The sequence below is a fragment of the Arthrobacter globiformis genome (genome assembly GCF_030815865.1).
GTDB lineage: Bacteria > Actinomycetota > Actinomycetes > Actinomycetales > Micrococcaceae > Arthrobacter > Arthrobacter globiformis_B.
Window position 1 is genome coordinate 1,170,893 of record NZ_JAUSXI010000001.1, and the last position, 19,159, is coordinate 1,190,051.

The following is a 19,159-nucleotide window of genomic DNA, read 5'->3' on the forward strand; positions in this document are numbered from 1 at the left end:
TACGCCATCGCGGCACCCAAGCGCTCCTTCGCGATCGCCCTGAACCAGGCGAGCATCGTCCGCGGCACCGAGTCCGTGCGCAAACCCGGCGGCAGCTTCATGACGTTCTCACCGGCCAGCCTGGGCCGAGCCCTGCTGGAGAAGAGCGACGAGGAAGTCATCCAGACCCACCTCACCGACCTGGACCAGGTCCTCGGGCACGGGTTCGCTGACAGTGTCGTTGAAGCCGAAACTGACCGGTGGGCGGTGGCTTCTCCCTATTCCTTCCCGGGCCGGGCCAAGCTCCAGTCCACGCTCATGCGCGGGACCGACCGCGTATTCCTGGCGGGCGACTACCTCGGAACCCTCTACACCGAAAGCTCCATCACCACCGGGTTCTCGGCAGCCCAGGAGGCCGCAAGCCTGCTGGCCACTCACCGCCAGGCCCCGCCCCGCTCGGGCCTCTCCATTGTTGTGCGGTTACTGATGGGCATCGCGATCGGCGCCGAGTACGCGGTCGGCTGGCCCCTGGCGGAGTTCTCGCCAACGCACCTGCGGGGCCGGCTCATGGCTGCAATGGGTATCGCCTGGTATGGCGGCTTCATGATCGCGTTCCTGATCGGCCATCTGTTGAACGAGTACACGGATCTCAGCTGGCACTTCATCCTGGGGACCAGCACGTTCATTGCGGTGGCCCTGTTCCTGGGCCGGCTCGGCATGCCGGAGTCGCCACGGTGGCTTTGGAGTGTAGGCCGCAAGGATGAAGCGCGCGCCCTCGCCTACAAGTACATGCCGGACGACGCGCTTGACGACGTCCAGCACGAGGACGTCCGCAAGGGCAGCTTCGGGATGCTGTTCTCCAAGGAGTACTGGCGCTCGACGCTCTTCATCTCGGGGTTCTGGTTCTGCGCGGTGACGCCGTACTTCGCAATCGCCACCTTCGCCGACAGCGTATTGGAACAGTACGGCCTCGCCGGGGGACTCGCCGGCGGAGTCGGGCTCTCCGCCGTCGCCCTGGCCGGGGTCGTGATCACGTTCTTGCTGATCGAAAAGGCCGGCCGCCGCACTCTGACCGTCCCGCCGCAGTGGCTGTGCGCCGTCGTCCTCGGGATCATAGGACTGTGGGCCGGAGCGCCGGCACCCGTCGTGCTCGTCCTGTTCCTGGTCTTCTCGTTCTTTAACGCGGGGTACAACACATTGACGAACGTCTACCCAGGCGAGGTCCTCCCGACGGAGATCCGAGAACGGGTTTCGCGGCCGCCGTCAGCCGGGTCGGGGCAGGAATCGGCATCTTCCTCTTCCCGATGTCCATGGAGTCCCTCGGGTCCGGCCCGACCATGCTGATTGCCGCCGGTGTCGCACTCGCCGGTGCCGCGCTATCCCAGTGGCTGGCTCCGGAGACCAAGGGCAAAACGCTCACCGAAGCCGCCGCCGGGTACGCACACTGACGACGGCGGTGCCCAGCGCGGGTCAGGTCGGCCTCCGCCGCCTGGTCCACTCGCAGGACGAATACGACTTCGCAGTCACCGGCAACGTCCATTTCGAACGCGAGGCGCGCGCCAGTGAAGCCCTGACCTGCTGAGCCCGAGGGCTGCAAACCCCTCCCTTCCGGCGCTTCGCCGGGAGGGAGGGGTTTCTTCGTGCAGGCCCCCGTTGGAAACTGAGAGGGCCGTCCCGCCGTAATCCGGCGGTGACGGGGCTAGTCCGCGTCAATCTCCTCGAGCAGATCCTTTGCGGCCTTGCGGATGTCGTCGTGGTCGTGCTGTGCCGCCCGGCTCTCCAGCGAAATAATGGCGCAGCGGTGGACCTTCTTGAGGTCCCCGAAAGGAAAGCTCACGCTGCCCTTGGTGCCCTCGGATTTCTCGTTATCAATGCCAAGGTGCCAATTCGAGAACTCGTCGAAGCCGTGCTTGTCGATAAAGGAGTTCTCGTCGTCCGCGGAGGGGGAATGTTCACTCCAGTCATCACGGACATCCCGCTCCACCTTCCCCTTCTTTACGAGGCTGCGTGCATGCTCCAGTGCTTTGCGGTTCAGTTTCGTCGCCATGTGGTGCCTCCGCCTGCTGGGTGGTCAGATCCAGGAACAGCTCAAGGCTAAGACCGCCGACGGCGCCCCGCCAGTCCGCTCCGCTGTGCGGCTTATCTGCCGGGAGACTTAACAGCCAGGAGACTGCGCGGAAACGTGCCCACAACACAGGCCGCATAGCTTGGCGCCATGACCATGACAGAGATGCTCACCCGGATGCGTGCGGCGCTCGCGGAAGCCCTGCTCTTTCCTCCGATTCCTGCCACTGCCGAGCAGGCCAACGATGCCCTTCAGGACGTGACGCGCTGGGCCTGGCTGCCTCCGCTCAGCGGGGTTGCCGTCGCGGCAGACCACGCGCACAGAACCCACCCAAATGCCGGCGGCAAGGCCGCGGAACAGGCGGAAAAGACCAATTAGTGTAGCGTTGGCCACACTATTCTTGACGTTGCCGCTTTATGACCTAAACTGCTTCACTGAGGTGCCTGAATGGCGCTGTGCAGCAACGAAAGTGAACAACGCTATGGCTACCGATTACGACGCCCCACGCAAGACAGAAGAAGAGACTCCATCCGAGTCTCTGGAAGCCCTCCAGGCGTCCCGCGGCGGTGGTGCCCAGACCGCCGTCATCGACCTCGACGAGAACGACACCGCCGAGGGCATCGACCTTCCGGGCGCCGATCTTTCCAACGAGGAACTGACGGTCATCGTCGTTCCCGAACAGTCCGACGAGTTCACCTGCGGCTCCTGCTTCCTGGTCCGTCACCGGTCCCAGGTAGCCAAGGAAAAGAACGGCCTGAAGTACTGCCACGACTGCGAAGGCTAAATAGCCCTCCGCGCATGTCCTGCTTTGCGGCAAGGCAGCCTTCATAGCCAGGCAGCGTTCAGAGCAAAGCCACGCGAGGCGCCGGCTCCCAATGGGAGGCCGGCGCCTCGCTTTTTCCCCACCAACGCCGTTATGCGCGGTAACGGAAGCGTGGAGGAAGGGCAACGAACGCCTCTCGATGCCCCCAAAAAGAGGCCGGGCATCACGGTCCTGTGACCCGTATTTTGCGAGACTAACGGTTGCGCCCCGAACCGGCTACATCCCTCGTTTAGGGCTTTTGGCACTCCTATTCTGGAGGTATCCAATCACTCACCCGAAAGGGGTGGCCTAATGAGAAAAATCCCCGCCTGGCTCACAGTCATCTTCATGGCTGTTGGACTGGGCCTGCTGGCTCCGGGCTCCGCCTCGGCAGCCTCCTACTGCGGGCAGGTGTGGGGCTCGCTGGCGAAGGCAAACCAGACCATGAGCACCGCAGCCGTCACCAATGTCCGCACCGGGCAGCATTACTGCTTCGACCGCCTCGTGATCGACCTCAAGGGCAAAGCCAAAGGCTACAACGTCCGCTACGTATCCAAGGTTGCCCAGGAAGGCTCCGGCCAGCCGATCAAGCTCCGTGGCAACGCCTTCCTGCAGCTCACCATCAACTCGCCGGCATATGACAATGCCACCGGCAAGGCCACCTTCATCCCGGCCAACCGGTCCGAGGTGACCAAGGTGTCCGGGTACCACACGTTCCGGCAGGTGGCGTGGGCCGGCAGCTTCGAGGGCTACACCACCCTTGGCCTGGGCGTCCGTGCCCGGCTGCCGTTCAAGGTGTACACGCTGGACGGTCCCGGCTCCGGCTCACGGCTCGTCGTCGACGTCGCCCACTACTGGTGACATGTCTGCCATAGGGGAGCAGGCCGGCTAAGGGGACAAGGGGGTCCCTGAACCGGTGGTACGTCCAATGGCGCAGCGATGCCCCGCCTCCCTGACCGGGAGGCGGGGCATCGCTGTTGCTGCACGGTGAACCGATTGCTATTCGGGAACTACCAGCGCGGGGGTGTCCTGGCGGATGGTGTCGCCGCGGAAGTAGCCGGGCAGCAGCCGAGCCATCACCAGCATGAAGACGATCCCGAGGGCCAGGATCCCCACGCCGAGCACGAATACGAGTCCCACCCCGACGATCTCCGAACCGCTGCCAAACTCCGGCGCCCAGCTGTCGGCGGCCGTCTGGATGAAGACGACGGTGAGGACCAGTCCGCCCAGCATGGGGAACAGTAGCCGCATGAAGAAGTTGCGGACGCTGGAGAACAGGCTGTGCCGGAAGTACCACGTGCAGGCGAAGGCCGTGAGGCCGTAGTAGAAGCAGATCATCAGGCCCAGCGCCAGGATGGTGTCGTTGAGGACGTTCTCGCTGACCACCTTCATGACGGCGTAAAAGCCGCCGGAGATCCCGCCCGCGATCAGCGTGGCGAAGCCGGGGGACCCAAAGCGCTTGCTGACCGACGCGAAACGCGGCGGCAGGGCGCCGTAGTGACCCATTGCCAGCAGGCTGCGTGCCGGAGAGGCCATGGTGGACTGCAGGGACGAGGCGGTGCCGGCGAGCACTGCGAGTGACATCAGGATGGCCAGCGGACCCATTACCGGCGAGGCCAGCGCGGCGAAGATATTCGACTGGTTGTCCGGGTTGTTCAGGCCAATGCCGTCGGCGCCAGTGCCGGCAACCATCATGGTGGCCACGATGACGGCGAGGTAGAGGGCCAGGACGGCGACCGCCGTCGTGGTTCCTGCCTTGCCTGCGGTGCCCTTGCCGCCCTTAGTTTCCTCATTCACGGTCAGGCACACGTCCCAGCCCCAGTAGACGAAGACGGCGAGTGACATGCCGGCGGTGAACTGCTCGAAGCTCTCGATCTTGGCGGGGTTGAACCAGTCCCAACTAAACGCGAGGGAAGGACCGGCGTCACCGGATGCCGCGTGCGTGAGCGCCATGACAATGAAGACGCCCAGGACCAGGACCTGGAAACCGACCAGGCTGTACTGCACGAGTTTGGTGGCGTGCAGGCCGCGGTAACTGACCCAGACGGCGAGAGCCACGAACGTGAGGCAGGTGGCAATATTGATTGCCTTGTTGGAGGTCAGGTCCGCGAGTTCGGGATTGTTGAACACCTGGGCCAGGAAGAGGTAGAAGAAGTCCACCGCGACGCCTGCCAGGTTGGATAAAACAATGATGTTGGCAGCGAGCAGGCCCCAGCCGCCCATCCAGCCGACGAACGGGCCGAACGCCTTTGTCGTCCAGGTGAACGTGGTGCCGCTGTCCGGGGAATCGGCGTTGAGCTCGCGGTAGGCGAACGCCACCAGGATCATCGGGATGAACGCGACGATAAAGATCGCCGGCAGCTGCACGCCCACGGCCCCGACGGCGGGCCCCAGCGAACTGGTGAGGCTGTAGGCCGGAGCCACCGAGGAAATACCCAGGACGACGACGGCCAGGAGGCCCAGCTGCCCGCCCTTCAGGCCCTTCCCGGTGATGCCGTGTGTTGCTGCGCCGGCCGGGGAATTCCCGCCGGGCTGGATACTCTCACGCGTGGTTTGGCTCATGACTGGCCCTTTCTAGACGGCAGCGGGCTGCTGCTGGGTGATGCAGTGAGTGCCCCCGCCGCGGGCGAAGAGTTCGCGGGCATCGATCCCCACAACTTTGCGCCCGGGATACGCATCGGCGAGGATGCGGAGTGCCTTCTCGTCGTTGGGGTCGGAGAACGTGCAGGCGATGACTCCGCCGTTGACCACCACATGGTTGATGTAGCTGTAGTCCACGAAGCCCTCCGGATCCGTCAGGGCAACGGGCGCCGGGACTTCGATGATGGACCATTCCCGGCCGGCAGCATCCCTGGTGGAGGACAGGAAGCTGATGATTTCGCGGCTCACCTCGTAGTCCGGGTGAGCAGGGTTCTGCTGGGAATGGACCAGAAGGGTGCCCGGGGACGGGATGGCGGCCACGATGTCGACGTGCCCGCGCGTTCCGAACCGCTGGGAGTCACGGCTGAGCCCGCGCGGCAGCCAGATCACGTGTGCGGCACCAATGGTCATGGCCAGTTCGGCTTCGACGTCGGCCCTGCTGAGACCGGGATTACGGCCCGGATCCAGCTGCACCGTTTCGGTGACCAGCACCGTGCCCTCGCCGTCCACCTGGATGCCGCCACCCTCGTTGACCAGCTCGGACACGAGGTGCCGGGCGCTCGACCGGCCGGCCACCTCGGCGGCGACCAGCGAGTCCTTGTCCCAACTGGCCCAGTCCTGGGCACCCCAGCCGTTGAAGACCCAGTCCACAGCGCCCAGGGCGCCGTTTCGGTCCAGGACAAACGTGGGGCCGATGTCGCGCATCCAGGCGTCGTTGAGTTCCGCCGTCAGTACCTCGACGGCGGGCGACAGGTAGAGGGCGGCGGTCCCGACGTCGGACGGGTCCACCACCATGGTGACCGGTTCAAACTCGACGGCGGCATTCGCGACGGCGGCCCAGACGGAGCGGGCGGCGTGCGCCTCCTCCGCGGTCTCCCCGAGGGTGTAGCCGCCCGTGGGGAAGGCCATCCAGAGCCGCTCCTGGCGCGCCGTTTCGGCCGGCATGCGCCACGTGCTCATGCGCCCACCCCGCTGGTTGAGCCTGCCGAAACCAGCGGATCGATGCCGAACGGCTCCTCCGGGCGGACCGGCTCGGTGAGCCGGGCATACGTGTCCGGGCGGCGGGTGGTCAGGAAAGGAAACAGCGTCAGCCAGTCCTTGCGCTGGTCCAGGTCGAGGTCGGCCACGAGGACAGCCGACTCGTCGCGCGGCGCCTGGACCAGGATGCGGCCGTAGGGGTCGGAGATGAAGGATGAGCCGTAGAAGTTCAGGCTGCCCTCCTGGCCCCAGCGGTTCGGCACCACCATGAACAGGCCGTTGGCGATGCCGTTGCCCACAATGACCTGCTGCCAAAGCCGCTGGGTGTCAAAGTCCGGGAACAGCGGCTCGGAACCGATTGCCGTCGGGTACACCAGCAGTTCGGCACCGCCGAGGGAGTACATGCGGGCCAGTTCGGGAAACCACTCGTCCCAGCAGGTGGGCATGCCCAGGCGGGCGCCGCGGAGTTCAGCCGGGGCATGGACCTCGTAGGCATCCTCCGCGGCGGGACCCTGACGGAAGAACTTGTCCTCGTAGTATCCGGCGGTCACCGGGATATGCAGTTTGTGGGTGCGGGCCAGGAGCTCCCCAGACGGGGACACCAGAATCGAGGTGTTCAAGCCCAGACCGTCATCCGAGCCGTCCGGGTTGCCGGCGCGCTGGTAAAGCGAGGCATGGACGGTGATGCCGTTGCGGCGGGCGGCCTCGGCAGCGAAGCGGAAGGTGGGGCCGGTCAGCAGGTCCTCGGCGGCGTCGGACGGGCGCGGCCGGTCCTGGCCCTGCCGCCCAAGGTCATTCTCCGGAACCTGGTCTGCGGGGTAGCGGGAAAGGGTGAGCTCGGGCAGGAACACCACGGTGGCGCCCAGCCGGGCGGCCCTGTCGATGCCGTCGTTGAGTTCCGCGCGGAGTGCGGCGGTGCTGCTGTGCCAGCGGTGCTGGACGACGCCCACCCTCAAGGCGGGGCGTCCGGACGGCGCTGTCCGTGCGAGCGAGGCAGGCGCGTTGAGGCAGGTTATTTCGATCATGATGGTGATTTCTCCAGTGAGACGACCGTCACTAAATGAATGACGTTCATTTAGTATGCACGTGCCGCGCGGGCGTGGCAAGGGCAAATTGAATGCGGATCATTTATGACCCCGCCTATGCATGCCCCGCAAAGTAGTAAGTAAGCTGATCGTGAAATTCGCATTCCGGTGCTCCCGGCGCCCTAGCACCTGCGGTAGCGTCGAAACCACTGGACCAATCGAGGAGGATTCATGAAGGCTTCACCGACACTGACCAACAACATGCAGGCCGTTCTGGCGGACCTGATCGAACTGCACGTGCAGGGCAAGCAGGCGCACTGGAACATCGTTGGGACCAACTTCAGGGATCTGCACCTTCAGCTCGACGAGATCGTCGACGCCGCCCGGGCCTTTGCCGACGACATCGCCGAGCGTATGCGTGCCCTGCATGCCCTGCCGGATGGGCGCAGCGCAACCGTGGCGAAGTCCACCAACCTTCCCCAGTTCCCGGAAGGACTGATCAGCACCAAGGATGCGATCGACCGCATTGTGGCAGCCCTTGAAGCGGCCGTCGGCACTATGCGCAAGGTCCACGACGAGGTGGATGAGGAAGACCCCACCACCGCAGACCTGCTGCACACCTTCATCGAAAAGCTTGAGCAGTTCGCGTGGATGGTGGGCGCCGAGAACATGAAGGCGACGGCCAGCGCCACGAAGCCTGACAGTAAGTAACTGGCCGGCGGGATGCCCCTGCCGCTCCCCAATGGGCAGCCCTGGAATTTCTCCGGGGCTGCCCGTTTCTGTGTCGGCTGCCGCGCGTGCGGCGCCGGGTTGCTGCGTCCCGGCTACTTCGCCCGCGGGACGCGGCGAAGTACGACGGCGGCGAGCACCGAGGCTCCCGCCATCAGTACCAGCGCAATAGCCGCGGTGATGTGGACACCCGAATCAAACGCTGCCCGGGCGGCCGCCGTGAGGCCCTCCGCCACCCGGGCCGGCAGTGACCCGGCCAGCTCCACGGCCCCAGCCAGCGTTTCCCCGGCCTGATCCGCGGACGCCGCCGGGACCGTCTCGGTAACAGCCTCGGGCAGGGCGAGGTGCTGCTGGTATGACGCGGTCAGGATTGACCCCAGGACGGCTGTCCCGAGGAGTGAGCCCACCTCGTAGCCCGTCTCCGAGATGGCTGCGGCCGCTCCGGATTTTTCCGCGGGCACCGCTCCCAGAATCAGGTCGTTCGAGATGGTCTCGGCGGACCCCACACCCAGCGCCAGAATGAGGAGAGCGGCCAGCAGCGCGGTGGGACCGGCGTCGTGATCCCCGAACGCCACGAGGGCGTAACCGGCGGCGCTCAGCGCCAGTCCCGCGGCTACACAAATCCTGGCCGCACCTTCCGCACGAGCGGAACCACCAGCAGTCCCGCCACCACCATGGCGGTCAGGGCGGGCAGCATTGCCGTGCCGGATTCCGACGGCGACATGCCTTCAAGCAGCTGCAGGTGCTGGGCCAAAAACAGGATGAAGCCGTTGTAGGAGAACAGCGCCAGGACATTAGCCGTGATCGCCGTGCTGAACACGCGGTTCCTGAACAGCGACAAGTCCAGCAGCGGGGATGCGAGGGCCTGCTGCCGGCGGATGAACACGAGGCCCATGGCGAGGCCAAAGGCCAGAGTTCCGAGGGACTGCACGCCGGGGCCGTGGGTGGCCAGTTCCTTGATGCCGTAGACCACCGGCACCATGGTCAGCATCGACAGCGCAATACTGGGCCCGTCCACCCGGCCCGGGCTGGGGTCCTTGGACTCTGGAATGAGGAAGCGGCCGAAGACCAGCGGTGGCAGCATGATCGGTACGGCCACGAGCAGGACGGCGCCCCACCAGAAGTGCTCCACCAGCCAGCCTCCAAAGATCGGCCCCAGCGCGGCGCCCCCCGAGAACCCGGCGGCCCAGATGGCCACCGCCAGCCTGCGCCGGCCCGGTTCCTGAAAGATGTTGCGGATCAGGGACAGCGTGGACGGCATGAGCATGGCGCCGAAGAATCCCATGGCCGCGCGGCCTGCAATGAGCCATTCGGCGCTCGGGGCGAAGGCCGACGCAGCAGAGACGGCGGCAAAACCCGAAATGCCAACCAGGAGCAACCGGCGGCGTCCGATCCTGTCGCCAAGGCTGCCCATGGCCATCAGGAGTCCGGCCAGGACAAGGGCATAGGCATCCACTATCCACAGCAGCTGCACGCCCGAGGGGTCCAGGCTGCGGGCTATCGCGGGAAGCGCAAACGTCAGCGCGGTGTTGTCCACGGCCACCAGGAGGACCGGGAACATGAGCAGGGCCAGGGCAAACCAGTCGCGCGCGCCGCCACCGCTGGAAGCCTGGTTGGCAGAAGCGCGCTCCGGGTGAAGGGCTGAGTTCATGGTCATAGGATAACTATACCGTCCAGACGGTATAGTTATAAGCCTTTCGCTTGGAACGGGCATGATGGAAGCCATGCCCAGAAAACCGGTTGCCCGCGGCGCAGTGGTCGATGCGTTTGAATCCCTACTGATCGAGGTGGGGGAGCGTGCCGCCACCCTGGACGCTGTGGCTGCCCGCGCCGGTGTGTCCAAGGGTGGGCTCCTGTACCACTTCCCAAACAAGGAAGCGCTCATAGGTGTCCTGCTGGACCGCCTCGACGAGTTTGCGGAAGCGGACGCCCAGGCCATGGCCGGGGCTCCCGAGGGTGCTGCCGCGTACTTCATCAAATCGTCCGTCTGGGCGGACACCCCGCTGGACCGCGCCATCGTGGCTGCGACGAGGCTGGCCGAGGTGGCACACGAGGAGACCCGGCGCCGGTTCGCCCACATCCAGCAGCGGTGGCTCGACGAGATCGCCCGCGACGTCGGGCCGGGCCTCGCGAAGGCCGTCCTGTACATGGGTGACGGGCTCTACTTCAACGCCATGCTGTCAATCGGCCCGGCGGCGACGCCGTCGGAGACCGCGGCCGACGTCGAGAGCCTCCTTGCGGCCCTTGACCGCCTAAGGGGTTAGGCCGGCTGCGGGGTAGGTGCGCGCCGGGCTGCCCGCCGCCCCGCGGTGTGTCAGCCCACGCGGCCACAGTTTGCAGACGCGATCCCGGCGTAGGACAATAGCCTCTGTGACAGCTGTCACCGCTCAATTGAATATGCCTTTGATCTGCGGCGGGAGAGTCCTGCAAGTAGGTACAAGCAGGCGCCGTAGGAGCAAAACCTCCCCAGGAATCTCTCAGGCCCATGTACCGCCGCGGCAAGGCAACTCTGGAAAGCAGCAGGCTGCCCGTATTGAATGTTCCGCCTCCGCGCGGACGGTTCAGGGCATGCTGTGCTCACCGACGGTGCAAGCGGAGCTGTGCGTAGGCGCAGCAACGCGGAAACTCTCAGGTCCGATACAGAGCGGGGAGGAACCCGAATCACTGCGGCGTACCCTGCGCCGCCTTAGTTATGGAGTTCCTTTTGACCGTACATTCAGCCTCCGCCACCTTCGTCGACCGGCATATTGGTGCCCGCCGAGGGGCCGACGTCGAAGCCATGCTCAAGGCCGTCGGCTACGAGACTGTCGATGCACTGGTTGACACGGCAGTGCCGAAAGACATCCGGCAGGACTCCCCGCTGGAGCTCTCCGCGGCCCTGAGCGAAGTCGAAACCCTCGCCGAACTCCGGAAGCTCGCGGCCAAGAACAAGACCGCCGTGCAGATGATCGGCCAGGGCTACTACGACACCGTGACGCCGCCCGTGATCCGGCGCAACGTCCTCGAAGCCCCGGCCTGGTACACCGCCTACACCCCGTACCAGCCGGAAATCTCGCAGGGCCGCCTCGAGGCCCTGCTGAACTTCCAGACCATGGTCCAGGACCTGGTCGGCCTGCCGATCGCCAACGCGTCGCTGCTGGATGAAGCGACGGCGGTGGCCGAGGCTGTGCTGCTGATGCGCAGGGCCAACAAGAACAAAGACGCCAAGGACGGCAAGACCGTCCTGGATGTCGACTCCCTGCCGCAGACCATTGCGATCGTCAAGGGCCGCGCCGAGGCGCTTGGCTTCGAGGTGGAGGTTGCCGACCTGTCCAAGGGACTTCCCGACGGCGACATCAACGGCGTCGTGCTCCAGCAGCCCGGCGTCTCCGGCCGCGTCTTCGACTACACCGAGGTCATCGCCGCCGCCAAGGAACGCGGCGCCCTGGTCACGGTGGCCGCTGACCTGCTGGCGCTGACGCTCATCACCCCTCCGGGCGAGCAGGGCGCCGACATCGCCGTCGGCTCCGCGCAGCGCCTGGGCGTCCCGCTGTTCTACGGCGGACCGCACGCCGCGTACATGGCCGTGCAGAAGGGCCTTGAACGCTCTCTTCCCGGCCGCCTCGTGGGCGTCTCCAAGGACAACGCCGGTACTCCCGCCTACCGGCTCGCGCTGCAGACCCGCGAGCAGCACATCCGCCGCGAGAAGGCCACGTCCAACATCTGCACCGCGCAGGCACTGCTGGCTATCGTTGCCTCGATGTACGGCGTCTACCATGGACCGGAAGGCCTGAAGGCGATCGCCGAAACTGCACACGGCCACGCCAAGACCCTGGCCGCCTCGCTCAAGGCCGCCGGACTGGACGTCCTGCACACCAGCTTCTTCGACACCGTGACGGTTTCCGTCCCGGGCAAGGCCGCCGGCATCATCGCCGCCGCCGAAGAGAAGGGCATCAACCTCCGCAGCATCGACGCCGACTCCGTCGGCATCTCCACCGATGAAACCACGACGCCGGCCATCGTCGCTGACGTTCTTGCTGTCTTTGGTGCCAAGTCAGTGGGGTCCACGGGCAGTTTCGCCCTGGATGCCGCCGTCGAGCGTTCATCCGCATACCTGCAGCACCCGGTGTTCAACACGCACCGCTCCGAGACCCAGCTGCTGCGCTACATCCGCAAGCTCTCCGACCGTGACCTGGCGCTGGACCGCACCATGATCCCGCTGGGCTCCTGCACCATGAAGCTGAACGCCACGGCGGAGATGGAAGCAATTTCCTGGCCGGAGTTCGCCTCGATCCACCCGTTCGCGCCGGATTCGCAGACCGAGGGCTGGCGCGAACTGATCGATGGTTTGGAAGCCGACCTCGCCGAGATCACCGGCTATGACCAGGTGTCCATCCAGCCCAACGCCGGCTCCCAGGGTGAACTGGCGGGCCTGCTGGCGATCCGCGGCTACCACCTGTCCCGCGGCGACGACCAGCGCAACATCTGCCTGATTCCGGCGTCCGCGCACGGCACCAATGCGGCCTCGGCCGTGCTGGCCGGCATGAAGGTAGTGGTGGTGGCCACCGCCGCCGACGGCACCATCGACCACGCCGATCTGTACGCAAAGATCGAGGCCAACAAGGACGCCCTGTCCTGCATCATGATCACCTACCCCTCCACGCACGGCGTATACGACGCCGACGTTCGTGAGGTCTGCGACGCCGTCCACGCGGCCGGCGGCCAGGTCTACATCGACGGCGCCAACCTCAACGCCCTGGTCGGGCTTGCACAGCCGGGCAAGTTCGGCGGCGACGTGTCCCACCTGAACCTGCACAAGACGTTCTGCATCCCGCACGGCGGCGGCGGACCCGGCGTCGGCCCGGTTGCGGCGAAGGCGCACCTGGCACCGTTCATGCCGGGCGATGCGGCCACCTGGACCGAAGGCAAGGACGTTCCGATCTCCGCCTCGCGCTTCGGCTCTGCCGGTGTGCTGCCGATCTCCTGGGCGTACGTGAAGCTCATGGGAGGCAGCGGCCTGACCGAGGCCACCAAGTCCGCGCTGCTCGCCGCGAACTACGTTGCAGCCAGCCTCAATGACTTCTTCCCCGTGCTCTACACAGGCGAAGGCGGCCTGGTGGCGCACGAGTGCATCCTGGATCTGCGCGAACTCACGGCCAAGACGGGTGTGACCGCCGAGGACGTGGCCAAGCGCCTGATCGACTACGGCTTCCACGCGCCCACCCTGGCATTCCCGGTCGCCGGAACCCTGATGGTGGAGCCCACTGAGTCCGAGGACCTGGGCGAGATCGACCGGTTCATCAAGGCCATGATCGCCATCCGCGGCGAGATCGACCAGGTGGCCAACGGCGAGTTCACCGTGGAGAACAACCCGCTGCGCAACGCACCGCACACCGCGGCCGCTGCTATCAGCTCCGACTGGGACCGCGCCTACCCGCGCGAGCAGGCCGTCTTCCCCGTCCACACGCTCAAGCAGGACAAGTACTTCCCGCCCGTAGGCCGCATCGACGGCGCAGCAGGCGACCGGAACCTGGTCTGCTCCTGCCCTCCCATCGAAGCCTTCGAAAACTGAGGATTCCGCTCAATGACTGAGAACTACACTGCCCTTTACGAGGAGCACAAGAAGCTGGGCGCCTCGTTCACCGACTTCGGCGGCTGGCAGATGCCGCTGAAGTACGGCTCCGAGCTGGCCGAGCATCACGCCGTCCGCAATTCGGCCGGCATCTTCGACCTCTCCCACATGGGCGAAGTCTGGGTCACCGGCCCGGACGCTGCCGCGTTCCTCGACTACGCACTTGCCGGCAAGATCTCCGCCATGGCCGTCGGCAAGGCCAAGTACTCCCTGATCTGCAACGAGGACGGCGGCATCATCGACGACCTCATCGTGTACCGCCGCCCCTCCGATGGGACTGGCACCGACCGGTTCCTGGTTGTCCCGAATGCCGGCAACGCCAAGGTGGTGGCCGGGGCCCTGGTGCAGCGGGCAGCGAACTTCGACGTCGCAGTCGAGGACGCATCCGCCGAAACGTCGCTGATCGCGGTGCAGGGTCCAAAGGCCGAGGAGATCCTCCTGCGCCTGGTCCCGGCAGCCCAGCACGAGCTGGTGACCGGGCTGAAGTACTACGCCGCCGTCGAGGTTTCCTTCCTGGTGGGCGGGACCAGCCAGAACCTGTTGCTGGCCCGGACCGGGTACACCGGTGAGGACGGCTTCGAGATTTTCGTGGAGAACGACGACGCCGCCGCCCTCTGGCAGTCCATCGTCGCCATTGCGGACGAGGGGGAGCTGACGCCGTCCGGCCTTGCCTCCCGCGATTCGCTCCGCCTCGAGGCCGGCATGCCGCTGTACGGCAACGAACTCTCGCTCGACGGTGACCCGTTCGCAGCCGGCCTGGGCCCCGTCGTCGCGCTGTCCAAGGAAGGCGACTTCGTGGGCAAGGCCGCGCTGGCAGCGAAGAAGGAAGCCGGAGCCGGCTCCACCACGGGCCGCAAGCTCGTGGGCCTCAAGGGCCTCGGCCGCCGCGCGGGCCGCGGACACTACCCGGTCCTCAAGGACGGCAACGTCGTCGGCGAAGTCACGTCCGGCCAGCCCAGCCCGACCCTCGGCTACCCGGTCGCCATGGCCTACGTCGACGTCGCCTACGCCGAACCCGGCACGGCACTGGACATTGACCTGCGGGGCAAGGCGGAGCCGTTCGAAGTCGTCGCACTGCCTTTCTACAAGCGCTCCAAGTAGCCCGGCGTTCGCTGGTTGAGCCTGTCGAAACCAGCGGCCCGTCCCCGGCTCTGCCCTTCGGATCTGACATCCTCCGCGTGCTCGGTCGCGTAGACGCCCGCTGAGCGGACGTGACGCTCCCTTAGACGCACGCTTCCGGATGCCAGGCCCGAAGGGGCCGTCCGCTGGTTGAGCTCGTCGAAACCCGGCTTACCCCCGGATCTCGACAGGCTCGATCAACAGGGTTGGCAAGCTCGATCATTGGGGGTTGAGCTTGCCGAACCCTCGAGGCCCCGAAGCAGCCAGGACCCTATTGATCTTTGAAGGGCCAGCGTTCTTTCAAACGGAACACTGGCTCGAAGCGGCGGAGGAATTCGGTTTCCGGCCGCTGTACGAAACCACAAGATTTCGAAAGTTAGGAAAAGAAACATGGCAAAAGTTGCCCCTGAACTGCAGTATTCCGACGAACACGAGTGGGTTTCCCGCGAAGACGGGAACCTGGTCTCGATCGGCATTTCCGCCGTGGCCACTGACGCGCTCGGCGATATTGTTTACGTGGACCTGCCCGAGGTTGGCTCGGTCGTGACCGCGGGGGAGACCTGCGGCGAGGTGGAGTCCACCAAGTCCGTCTCCGATCTGTACTCCCCCGTGACGGGAGAGGTCACGGAGATCAACCCGACCGTCGTGGAGGACCCGGCCCTGATCAACAGCGATCCGTACGGCGCCGGCTGGCTATTCAAGGTGGCCGCTGATTCCGAGGGCCCGCTGCTGTCGGCCGAAGAGTACGCTTCCAAGAACGGCGGCGAGCTGTGAGCGCCGCTCAGGCCGCAACAGCGGCGTTCGAGCAGGTAGTGTCACCGAGCCTGAACGCGGACCTCGCGGAGCTGGACCCGGAGATCGCGGCAAAGATCGACGACGAGCTCGGCCGCCAGCGCGAGGGCCTGGAGATGATCGCGTCGGAGAACCACACCGCCGCGGCAGTGATGCAGGCACAGGGTTCGGTCCTCACCAACAAGTACGCCGAAGGCTACCCGGGCAAGCGCTACTACGGTGGCTGCGAGCACGTCGACGTGATCGAGCAGCTCGCGATCGACCGGGTCAAGGCCCTGTTCGGTGCCGAGTACGCGAACGTGCAGCCGCACTCCGGCGCGCAGGCGAACGCCTCGGTGATGCACGCCCTGATCAAGCCGGGCGACACCATCATGGGTCTGAACCTGGCCCACGGCGGGCACCTGACCCACGGCATGCGGATCAACTTCTCCGGCCGCCTCTACAACGTGATCCCGTACCAGGTCCGCGAGGAGGACCACCGGATCGACATGGCCGAGGTGGAGCGCCTGGCCCAGGAGCATAAGCCGCAGCTGATCGTCGCCGGCTGGTCCGCTTACGCTCGGCAGCTGGACTTTGCCGAGTTCCGCCGGATCGCCGATTCCGTGGGCGCCTACCTGATGGTGGACATGGCGCACTTCGCCGGGCTGGTTGCCGCCGGCCTGCACCCGTCCCCGGTGCCGCACGCGCACGTCACGACGTCCACGACGCACAAGACCCTCGCCGGTCCACGCGGCGGCATCATCCTGACCAACGACGCCGATGTCGCCAAGAAGATCAACTCGGCGGTGTTCCCTGGCCAGCAGGGCGGCCCGCTGGAGCACGTGATCGCGGGCAAGGCCGTGGCCTTCAAGATCGCCGCGTCCGAGGAGTTCAAGGAACGCCAGGAGCGTGTGCTCGCCGGCGCGCGGATCCTGGCCGAGCGCCTGGTCCAGCCCGACGTCACGGCCAAGGGCATCTCCGTGGTGTCCGGCGGCACCGACGTGCACCTGGTGCTGGTGGACCTGCGCAACTGCGAGCTCGACGGGCAGCAGGCCGAAGACCGCCTCGCCGCAATCGACATCACCGTGAACCGCAACGCCGTACCGTTCGACCCGCGTCCGCCGATGGTCACCTCAGGGCTGCGCATCGGCACCCCGGCGCTGGCCACCCGCGGCTTCGGCGAAGCAGCGTTCGCGGAGGTGGCGGACATCATCGCCGAGGCACTGACGGCCGACGCCGGCGCGGACCTGTCCGGCCTGCGCAACCGCGTGGAGGCACTGGCCGCCGCGCACCCCCTCTACCCGTCAGTCGCCCCGCTCAGCTAGGTCCTTCCGGTGGTTGAGCCTGTCGAAACCCATGATCTCGACAGGCTCGATCAGCGGAGCCCGCACCGCGCGCTCGACTGACCTCATGTCTAGTTAGGATTGATTATGGCCGTTGGAGTCTTTGATCTCTTTTCCATTGGGATCGGGCCCTCGAGTTCGCACACTGTGGGGCCGATGCGTGCCGCTGCAGTCTTTGCCGGGGAGCTCAAATCCTCCGGGAAGCTGGAGAGCGTGGCGTCGCTGCGGGTGGACCTGTACGGCTCGCTCGCGGCCACCGGGCATGGGCATGGAACCATGACGGCGATCCTGCTGGGCCTGGAGGGCTACCACCCGGACCTGATCCTGCCCGATGAGGTCGAGGACCGGCTGGCGGCTATCGCCGAAACGGGCACGCTGCGGCTGGCCGGGGCCGTTCCGTTGCCGTACGGGGTCAAAGACATGGTGCTGCGGCCGCTGACGATCCTGCCGCGGCACACCAACGGCATGACCTTCACCGTCTCGGACGCCGAGGGCGGGATCCTGCACAAGGCGACGTTCTTCTCCGTCGGCGGCGGGTTCATTGTCCGCGAGGGCGAGGAGGATGCGGCCCTGAAGGAGCTCGCCGAGTCCAAGAAGGAGCTGCCGTTGCCGTTCCGGACTGCCGCGGAGCTTCTGGAGCACTGCCGCTCCCGGGGCCTGTCCATCGGGGACGTCATGCTGGTCAACGAGCGCGCGTCCCGGTCTGAGGAGGACATCCGGGCCGGCCTGCTCCACATCTATTCCGTGATGGAGGGCTGCGTCGAGGTCAGCCTCAAGCGTGAGGGGCTGCTGCCTGGCGGACTGAAGGTCCGCCGTCGTGCTCCCGACTGGCACGAACGCCTCCTGAAGGAGGACAAGGACCGGGACCCCAAGTACTGGCAGGAGTGGGTGAACCTGATCGCCCTCGCGGTGAACGAGGAGAACGCCTCCGGCGGGCGCGTGGTCACCGCGCCGACGAACGGCGCCGCCGGCATCATCCCGGCCGTGCTTTTCTACGCGCTGCACTTCGCTCCCGGGATGGACCAGGCGACGCAGGAAGACCGCGACGACGTGGTGGTGCGTTTCCTGCTGACCGCCGGTGCCGTCGGGGTGCTGTACAAGGAACAGGCGTCCATCTCGGGGGCCGAGGTGGGCTGCCAGGGCGAGGTGGGCTCGGCGTCGTCGATGGCCGCCGCCGGGCTCGCCGAGGTCATGGGCGGCACGCCCGCGCAGGTGGAGAACGCGGCCGAAATCGCGATGGAGCACAACCTGGGCCTGACGTGCGATCCGATCGGCGGGCTGGTCCAGGTGCCGTGCATCGAGCGCAACGCGATCGCCGCCGCGAAGGCCATCAACGCGGCCAAGATGGCCCTCTGGGGCGACGGTTCGCACCGGGTTTCGCTGGACGAGGTTATCGTGACCATGCGTGAAACGGGCAAGGACATGAGCTCGAAGTACAAGGAAACCGCGATGGGTGGGCTGGCGGTCAACGTCGTCGAATGCTGATTCCGCAACCGCCGCCCAGGGCTCAGTTGTTGGCGGCCGCCCAGAGGTTTAGGCTCGCTGCGAAGACGACCCATGACAGGTACGGCAGCATGAAAAGGCCGGCGGTGCGGCGGATCGGCCCGAACAGGAGCACGGTGGCGGCGACAGCCAGGGCCAGCGCAATGATGATGCCCAGCGCCAGCCATAGCGCGGCCGAACCCCACACCGGGTACATCCCGAAGAACACGGGCGTCCACGCCAGGTTCAGGGCAAGCTGTACGCCGTAGACAGTGAGTGCCGCCCTGCGCTCCGGGCTGCGGCTCCGCCACACGAGCCAGGCCGCCACTGCCATAGCCGTGTACAGCACCGTCCAGACCGGCCCAAACACCCAGTTGGGCGGGGACCACGGCGCCTTGTCTGCCGTCGCGTACCAGCCGGTGACGTTGCTGATGGTTGCCTGCGAACCCAGCCAGGCCACCAGTGCGCTGGCCGCCAGGAAACCCAAGAGTGCGGCAAGTTCGACGGCGGTGCGCCCCGGCTCGGGCTGCGACCGGTCACCGCTGGTGTTGGCGTCTCGCCCGGATCCCGCGACCGGCATGCGGTCCCTGCTTCTCATTTCACTACAGTTGCCAA

16 protein-coding genes, 2 pseudogenes and 1 riboswitch are annotated in these 19,159 nt (G+C 66.3%); of the genes and pseudogenes, 12 read left to right on the forward strand and 6 right to left on the reverse strand.

What is annotated here, in order from left to right; all coding sequences use genetic code 11:
• The first annotated feature begins 99 nt into the window (after window positions 1-99).
• Together QFZ33_RS05460 and QFZ33_RS05465 are read left to right on the forward strand one after the other, a co-directional pair.
• Window positions 100-1,427: pseudogene (locus tag QFZ33_RS05460) on the forward strand (MFS transporter).
• An 8-nt stretch (window positions 1,428-1,435) separates the two neighbouring features.
• Window positions 1,436-1,561, forward strand: a complete 126-nt coding sequence (locus QFZ33_RS05465; protein WP_307025554.1) for a hypothetical protein — start codon at window positions 1,436-1,438, stop codon at window positions 1,559-1,561.
• Window positions 1,562-1,678: 117 nt separating this feature from the next.
• Here QFZ33_RS05465 and QFZ33_RS05470 read toward each other — a convergent pair whose 3' ends face one another.
• Window positions 1,679-2,026 (reverse strand): hypothetical protein, encoded by a 348-nt coding sequence (locus tag QFZ33_RS05470; RefSeq protein WP_214847088.1) that lies wholly within the window; start codon window positions 2,024-2,026, stop codon window positions 1,679-1,681.
• Window positions 2,027-2,194: 168 nt separating this feature from the next.
• Between QFZ33_RS05470 and QFZ33_RS05475 the strand changes: the two genes are divergently transcribed.
• The 3 genes from QFZ33_RS05475 (at window position 2,195) to QFZ33_RS05485 (ending at window position 3,707) form a co-directional block, all read left to right on the forward strand.
• Window positions 2,195-2,422: a hypothetical protein gene (locus QFZ33_RS05475; protein ID WP_307025556.1), complete on the forward strand. Its 228-nt coding sequence runs from the start codon at window positions 2,195-2,197 to the stop codon at window positions 2,420-2,422.
• Window positions 2,423-2,525: 103 nt separating this feature from the next.
• Complete coding sequence (locus QFZ33_RS05480; protein WP_102973153.1) at window positions 2,526-2,828, forward strand: DUF4193 domain-containing protein; 303 nt, start codon at window positions 2,526-2,528, stop codon at window positions 2,826-2,828.
• Between the two features lie 330 nt (window positions 2,829-3,158).
• Window positions 3,159-3,707 carry an AMIN-like domain-containing (lipo)protein gene (locus tag QFZ33_RS05485; protein WP_307025559.1) on the forward strand — a complete coding sequence of 183 codons (549 nt, stop codon included), beginning with the start codon at window positions 3,159-3,161 and terminating at the stop codon, window positions 3,705-3,707.
• A gap of 138 nt (window positions 3,708-3,845) precedes the next feature.
• On the opposite strand, the gene QFZ33_RS05490 is transcribed toward QFZ33_RS05485, so the two are convergent.
• Genes QFZ33_RS05490 through QFZ33_RS05500 form a run of 3 tightly spaced genes read right to left on the reverse strand, consistent with a single transcriptional unit; the run spans window position 3,846 to window position 7,489 of the window.
• Window positions 3,846-5,408, reverse strand: coding sequence for an APC family permease (locus tag QFZ33_RS05490; protein WP_307025561.1), 1,563 nt, complete (start codon window positions 5,406-5,408; stop codon window positions 3,846-3,848).
• 12 nt (window positions 5,409-5,420) lie between these two features.
• Complete coding sequence (locus tag QFZ33_RS05495) at window positions 5,421-6,446, reverse strand: agmatine deiminase family protein (RefSeq protein ID WP_307025563.1); 1,026 nt, start codon at window positions 6,444-6,446, stop codon at window positions 5,421-5,423.
• Window positions 6,443-7,489, reverse strand: coding sequence for a nitrilase-related carbon-nitrogen hydrolase (locus QFZ33_RS05500; RefSeq protein ID WP_307025566.1), 1,047 nt, complete (start codon window positions 7,487-7,489; stop codon window positions 6,443-6,445). Before QFZ33_RS05500 ends, QFZ33_RS05495 begins: the two co-directional genes overlap by 4 nt.
• Window positions 7,490-7,720: 231 nt before the next feature.
• On the opposite strand from QFZ33_RS05500, the gene QFZ33_RS05505 reads away from it, so the two are divergent.
• Complete coding sequence (locus QFZ33_RS05505) at window positions 7,721-8,200, forward strand: Dps family protein (RefSeq protein WP_307025567.1); 480 nt, start codon at window positions 7,721-7,723, stop codon at window positions 8,198-8,200.
• Between the two features lie 113 nt (window positions 8,201-8,313).
• Here QFZ33_RS05505 and QFZ33_RS05510 read toward each other — a convergent pair.
• Window positions 8,314-9,869: pseudogene (locus QFZ33_RS05510) on the reverse strand (MFS transporter).
• A gap of 73 nt (window positions 9,870-9,942) precedes the next feature.
• Here QFZ33_RS05510 and QFZ33_RS05515 point away from each other — a divergent pair.
• From QFZ33_RS05515 to QFZ33_RS05540, 6 genes are all read left to right on the forward strand, one after another.
• On the forward strand, window positions 9,943-10,482 hold the full coding sequence (locus tag QFZ33_RS05515; protein ID WP_307025570.1) for a TetR/AcrR family transcriptional regulator: 540 nt from the start codon (window positions 9,943-9,945) through the stop codon (window positions 10,480-10,482).
• A 140-nt stretch (window positions 10,483-10,622) separates the two neighbouring features.
• Window positions 10,623-10,721: riboswitch (glycine riboswitch) on the forward strand.
• A 189-nt stretch (window positions 10,722-10,910) separates the two neighbouring features.
• Window positions 10,911-13,769 (forward strand): aminomethyl-transferring glycine dehydrogenase, encoded by a 2,859-nt coding sequence (gene gcvP / locus QFZ33_RS05520; RefSeq protein WP_373427237.1) that lies wholly within the window; start codon window positions 10,911-10,913, stop codon window positions 13,767-13,769.
• A 12-nt stretch (window positions 13,770-13,781) separates the two neighbouring features.
• Complete coding sequence (gene gcvT / locus QFZ33_RS05525; protein WP_307025573.1) at window positions 13,782-14,930, forward strand: glycine cleavage system aminomethyltransferase GcvT; 1,149 nt, start codon at window positions 13,782-13,784, stop codon at window positions 14,928-14,930.
• Between the two features lie 408 nt (window positions 14,931-15,338).
• Entirely contained in the window at window positions 15,339-15,722 is a 384-nt protein-coding gene (gcvH, locus tag QFZ33_RS05530; protein ID WP_307025576.1) for a glycine cleavage system protein GcvH, read from the forward strand.
• Window positions 15,719-17,044 (forward strand): serine hydroxymethyltransferase, encoded by a 1,326-nt coding sequence (glyA, locus tag QFZ33_RS05535; protein ID WP_307025578.1) that lies wholly within the window; start codon window positions 15,719-15,721, stop codon window positions 17,042-17,044. Before gcvH ends, glyA begins: the two co-directional genes overlap by 4 nt.
• Before the next feature lie 105 nt (window positions 17,045-17,149).
• The gene (locus QFZ33_RS05540) at window positions 17,150-18,547 is read left to right on the forward strand and encodes an L-serine ammonia-lyase (protein ID WP_307025581.1); all 1,398 of its coding nucleotides are present in this window, start codon (window positions 17,150-17,152) and stop codon (window positions 18,545-18,547) included.
• A gap of 22 nt (window positions 18,548-18,569) precedes the next feature.
• Here the strand turns inward: QFZ33_RS05540 and QFZ33_RS05545 are convergent, their stop codons facing one another.
• Window positions 18,570-19,142, reverse strand: coding sequence for a TspO/MBR family protein (locus QFZ33_RS05545; RefSeq protein ID WP_307025583.1), 573 nt, complete (start codon window positions 19,140-19,142; stop codon window positions 18,570-18,572).
• Window positions 19,143-19,159: the final 17 nt, after the last annotated feature.

Excerpts from the sequence above, each read along its gene's own strand:
- QFZ33_RS05475 (WP_307025556.1), top strand. The coding sequence starts at position 2,195 with ATGACCATGACAGAGATGCTCACCCGGATGCGTGCGGCGCTCGCGGAA.
- QFZ33_RS05540 (WP_307025581.1), top strand. The coding sequence starts at position 17,150 with ATGGCCGTTGGAGTCTTTGATCTCTTTTCCATTGGGATCGGGCCCTCG.
- QFZ33_RS05495 (WP_307025563.1), bottom strand. The coding sequence starts at position 6,446 with ATGAGCACGTGGCGCATGCCGGCCGAAACGGCGCGCCAGGAGCGGCTC.
- QFZ33_RS05515 (WP_307025570.1), top strand. The coding sequence starts at position 9,943 with ATGCCCAGAAAACCGGTTGCCCGCGGCGCAGTGGTCGATGCGTTTGAA.
- QFZ33_RS05545 (WP_307025583.1), bottom strand. The coding sequence starts at position 19,142 with ATGAGAAGCAGGGACCGCATGCCGGTCGCGGGATCCGGGCGAGACGCC.
- QFZ33_RS05470 (WP_214847088.1), bottom strand. The coding sequence starts at position 2,026 with ATGGCGACGAAACTGAACCGCAAAGCACTGGAGCATGCACGCAGCCTC.
- gcvP (WP_373427237.1), top strand. The coding sequence starts at position 10,911 with ATGGAGTTCCTTTTGACCGTACATTCAGCCTCCGCCACCTTCGTCGAC.
- QFZ33_RS05480 (WP_102973153.1), top strand. The coding sequence starts at position 2,526 with ATGGCTACCGATTACGACGCCCCACGCAAGACAGAAGAAGAGACTCCA.
- QFZ33_RS05490 (WP_307025561.1), bottom strand. The coding sequence starts at position 5,408 with ATGAGCCAAACCACGCGTGAGAGTATCCAGCCCGGCGGGAATTCCCCG.
- gcvT (WP_307025573.1), top strand. The coding sequence starts at position 13,782 with ATGACTGAGAACTACACTGCCCTTTACGAGGAGCACAAGAAGCTGGGC.
- QFZ33_RS05500 (WP_307025566.1), bottom strand. The coding sequence starts at position 7,489 with ATGATCGAAATAACCTGCCTCAACGCGCCTGCCTCGCTCGCACGGACA.
- QFZ33_RS05505 (WP_307025567.1), top strand. The coding sequence starts at position 7,721 with ATGAAGGCTTCACCGACACTGACCAACAACATGCAGGCCGTTCTGGCG.
- gcvH (WP_307025576.1), top strand. The coding sequence starts at position 15,339 with ATGGCAAAAGTTGCCCCTGAACTGCAGTATTCCGACGAACACGAGTGG.
- QFZ33_RS05485 (WP_307025559.1), top strand. The coding sequence starts at position 3,159 with ATGAGAAAAATCCCCGCCTGGCTCACAGTCATCTTCATGGCTGTTGGA.